The sequence below is a fragment of the Roseomonas chloroacetimidivorans genome (assembly GCF_049629625.1).
In the GTDB taxonomy this organism is placed as follows: Bacteria; Pseudomonadota; Alphaproteobacteria; order Acetobacterales; family Acetobacteraceae; genus Roseomonas; species Roseomonas chloroacetimidivorans.
The window spans coordinates 1-3,061 of the sequence record NZ_JBNBZS010000206.1; the positions used below are offsets into that span (position 1 = coordinate 1).

The 3,061-nt window shown below is 66.0% G+C and carries 3 protein-coding genes; all 3 read right to left on the minus strand.

Going from position 1 to position 3,061, the window contains the following annotated elements:
• Positions 1–482: 482 nt before the first annotated feature.
• On the minus strand, positions 483–1,772 hold the full coding sequence (locus ACO1BU_RS36555; RefSeq protein ID WP_424140773.1) for a PQQ-dependent sugar dehydrogenase: 1,290 nt from the start codon (positions 1,770–1,772) through the stop codon (positions 483–485).
• Positions 1,769–2,155: a DUF2231 domain-containing protein gene (locus ACO1BU_RS36560; protein ID WP_424140774.1), complete on the minus strand. Its 387-nt coding sequence runs from the start codon at positions 2,153–2,155 to the stop codon at positions 1,769–1,771. Before ACO1BU_RS36560 ends, ACO1BU_RS36555 begins: the two co-directional genes overlap by 4 nt.
• Positions 2,156–2,519: 364 nt before the next feature.
• The coding region (locus ACO1BU_RS36565; RefSeq protein ID WP_424140775.1) for a zinc-dependent alcohol dehydrogenase family protein at positions 2,520–3,061 on the minus strand (542 nt) is incomplete at its 5' end.

Here is a 3,061-nt window from a genome sequence, read left to right on the forward strand (position 1 = left end):
ACTGACCTGTGCCGTTGTGGCCCAGTGATGTGTCACAGTTGTGCGTCTCGCCGCCTCGGGTGGGCGCGATCGCCAACTTTCACTGTCGGATCACAAGCTTGTGCCGGAGTGGCTGGGGAACCTGGATCCGCGCAGCCGGAGGGTCGACAAACCTGACTCGCAGCGAAGTTGAGGTCGCCTTTTCCGATTGTATCCCAGCCTAGTGGGCCAGGCAGGCCAACCGAAGGGTGAGGTGGGCTATCGATTAACAAGTCGGGTAGCAGGGCAGGCTTGGCCGAGAGCGGACGGGCGGCTTTCGGGCGCTTGCCGCGGGAAGCGGAGAGGTGGCTTCGAACACTCGACAGTTAGGTTCGGCCCCTTCACCACTTTTGCGCTTGTTAGCGCAAAAGCGCATGTGGGCTTCGAAGCAGATGTTACGCTGCGGCCAGAGAACCGGCAGCCATGCGTTCTGCGGCTCCGCAGCGTTCCCCCACGCGACGGCGTCACCGGCTTGCCGTAATCCTCCAGACCGTGTTCGACAGGTCGTCGGCGACGATCAGGGCCCCGCGCGGGTCCACTGTCACCCCAACCGGCCGGCCGCGCGCCTTGCCCTCGCCGTCCAGGAAGCCGGAGACGAAGTCGATCGGATCTCCGGCGGGCCGGCCGTCACGGAACGGCACGAAGACAACCCTGTAGCCAACCGGGGGGGTCCGGTTCCAGCTGCCATGCTCACCGACGAACGCCCCGTCCGCGAAGGCCGCGCCCATAGCGGGTGTCGAGAAGGACACGCCGAGTGCTGCCACATGCGCTCCAAGGGCGTAGTCGGGGCGGATGGCTGCGGCCACGCGTTCCGGATTCTGCGGCTGAGCACGGGTGTCGACGTTCTGGCCCCAGTAGCTGTAAGGCCAGCCGTAGAAGCCGCCCTCCCGCACCGATGTCAGGTAATCCGGAACGAGGTCGGGACCGATCTCGTCGCGCTCGTTCACCACCGCCCAGAGCTGGCCCGTTCCCGGCTGGATCGTGAGGGCCGTGGGATTGCGAAGACCGGTCGCGTAGGGCCTGTGTGCGCCCGTTTGCGGGTCGATCTGCCACACCATGGCCCGATCGACCTCGGCCTCCATCCCGCGCTCGGTGATGTTGCTGTTAGAGCCGATGCCGACATAGAGGAACCGGCCATCGGGGCTGGCGGTCATCGCCTTCGTCCAGTGGTGGTTGATCGCCGAGGGCAGGTTCGTCACCAGCACCGGCGGCCCGCTCGCCTCGGTCTGCCCGTCGCGATAGTCGAAGCGTACCAGCGCATCCTGGTTGGCGACGTAGAGGACGCCGTTGACCAGGGCGAGGCCGTAGGGCCCGTTCAGGTTCTCGGCGAAGACTCGCCGGACCTCGTAGGTGCCATCGCCGTCTGCATCGCGCAGCAGCGTGAGCCGGTTGCCGCCCGGCACCGACGTCCTGCCCCAGCTCTTGATGACGTTCGCGATGAAGGCCTTGGGGTTAAGCCGGGGTGCGCCCTGGCCGCCAGTTCCCTCTGTGACCAGAATGTCGCCATTGGGCAGGACGAGGGTCTGGCGCGGAATCCTGAGATCCGTGGCGATGGCCTGGATCATGTAGCCCTGCGGCACAGTCGGGCGCTCATTGCCCCAGGCTGCCGGGCGGGGGATCCTCATGTCGGGCAGCAGGCCGCGCCGCGGCTCCGGGAGGTTCGGGTTGGCACCGTGCTGTTGCGGGGTTGGCTCGCTGTCGCAGGCAGACAGGGCGAAGGCCGCAGCACCGATCAGCAAAATCGCGCGCATCATTCCGCCTCCCCGGACTGAAAACCGGAATAGCCCATCCACGCCGCGATGAGTGCGAGGACCGTCGCGATCGCCGATAGGAGGAGCGCCTCTGGCATGATCGCGAAGGCGTCCTTCGAGTGAACGAGCGCGTTGACGAAGCCAACCACCCAGGCTCCGAGCAGCACGAGGAAGTAGATCGCCGCGCGCCCCCTCCGTGCCGGCCCGCTCCGGAATAGGCCGATCAGGGCCCAGAGCATGGCAAAACCGCCGACGAACAATCCGCCGGCGATGAGCCAGGACGAGAAATTGGCCCACTGCATCTGGAAGCTCGACCAGTAGGCGTAGTCGCTGAGCAGCGCGCCGAGGAAGAGCGGCAACGGGAAAGCGAGCAGGATCGCGTGCAAGGGGTGAAGCGGCCTTGCTGATCCTGGCGCGGAGATGGCAGCCACAGTGGATCCTCTCGCTTCTTGGTCCGACCTCGCGATGCGCGAGGCCTGACCCACGTCCGTCGGAAACTCTGATGGCGCAACGGGACCGCGGGCGGTGAGTTGCGGCGCCACGGGTCTGCATCCCGACCCAGGCTTCCGCCGCTCCTGGCCGGAAGCAGCCTCGCTGCATTCTGGAAGTGGGTAGGCAAAGCGGACGCAAAGACTGCCGGACTTAGAGGGTTCCTACTGAGAGAGCGGAAGAGACAACCTTTTGCTTCCCTGGAATCGGGCACTTTGCCCCTTCGTGCCACCCGCTTGGTTGCGGGTGGCACGAGCACAATCACACGTTGACGACAATCTTCCCGATCTGCTCGTTCGATTCCAGGTAGCGGTGCGCCTCCTGGATCTCGTCCAGCTTGAAGACCTTGGCCACCACCGGCTTCAGATGACCTGAGCGCAGACCATCAGTGATGAAGTCTTTGGCGCGCTGGAGAAGTGCGTCGTCGGTGATGACCTCGGTGTACAGGTAGCCCTTCAGGGTCAACGACTTGCCCAGGACCGTGAACAGCGGGAACGGCGTCGGCTCCGTGCTGAGCGCGCCGTATTCCAGCAGGATGCCGCCCCGCGCCATGCTCTGGGTCAGCGGCTCGAAGGACGGGCCGCCGACCGGATCGAACACGACCCGAGCGCCCTTGCCGCCGGTGATCTCCATGACGCGGGCCGCGAGGTCCTCCTCCTGGGTGGCGATCACGTGGTGGGCGCCTGCCTCCAGCAGAGCCTGCTTCTTGGCGCTGGTCCGCGTCGTGGCGATGACCGTCGCACCGACCATGCGGGCGATCTGGAACGCCGCCAGGCCCACGCTGCTTGATGCCGCGGTGACGA

Excerpts from the sequence above, each read along its gene's own strand:
- ACO1BU_RS36555 (WP_424140773.1), bottom strand. The coding sequence starts at position 1,772 with ATGATGCGCGCGATTTTGCTGATCGGTGCTGCGGCCTTCGCCCTGTCT.